At 77.4% G+C, this 235-nt stretch carries 1 protein-coding gene; it reads right to left on the bottom strand.

Annotated elements, in window-relative coordinates; all coding sequences use genetic code 11:
* Positions 1-235 (bottom strand): MazG nucleotide pyrophosphohydrolase domain-containing protein (locus tag AB0G16_RS33940; RefSeq protein ID WP_362814337.1); only part of this gene is annotated, 235 nt, incomplete at both ends.

The raw sequence follows: 235 nt of genomic DNA, 5'->3' as shown, positions 1-235 counted from the left end.
GAGGACGGGGACGAGAAGGACCGAGACGAGGGCGGCGAGCGCGGGGACGGCGGAATCGGCTCCTGACCCCGCGCCGTGCGCCGGCCCGCCGTGCGCCGGCCCGCCCCGGGGGCCGCGCGTGGGACGTCGGCCGGCACCGGGGCGAACGGCGGCGGCCCCATGATCACAGACATGATCATGCTGGCGTGGAAGGCCACCTGCAGCAGCAGGTCGCCCAGCTCCTCGCGGAGCGCCG

Origin of the sequence: Streptosporangium sp. NPDC023615, assembly GCF_040640155.1 — a bacterium.
GTDB lineage: Bacteria > Actinomycetota > Actinomycetes > Streptosporangiales > Streptosporangiaceae > Streptosporangium.
The sequence above is the reverse complement of the archived record's forward strand: the minus strand, read 5'-3'. Positions and strand labels throughout refer to the sequence as shown.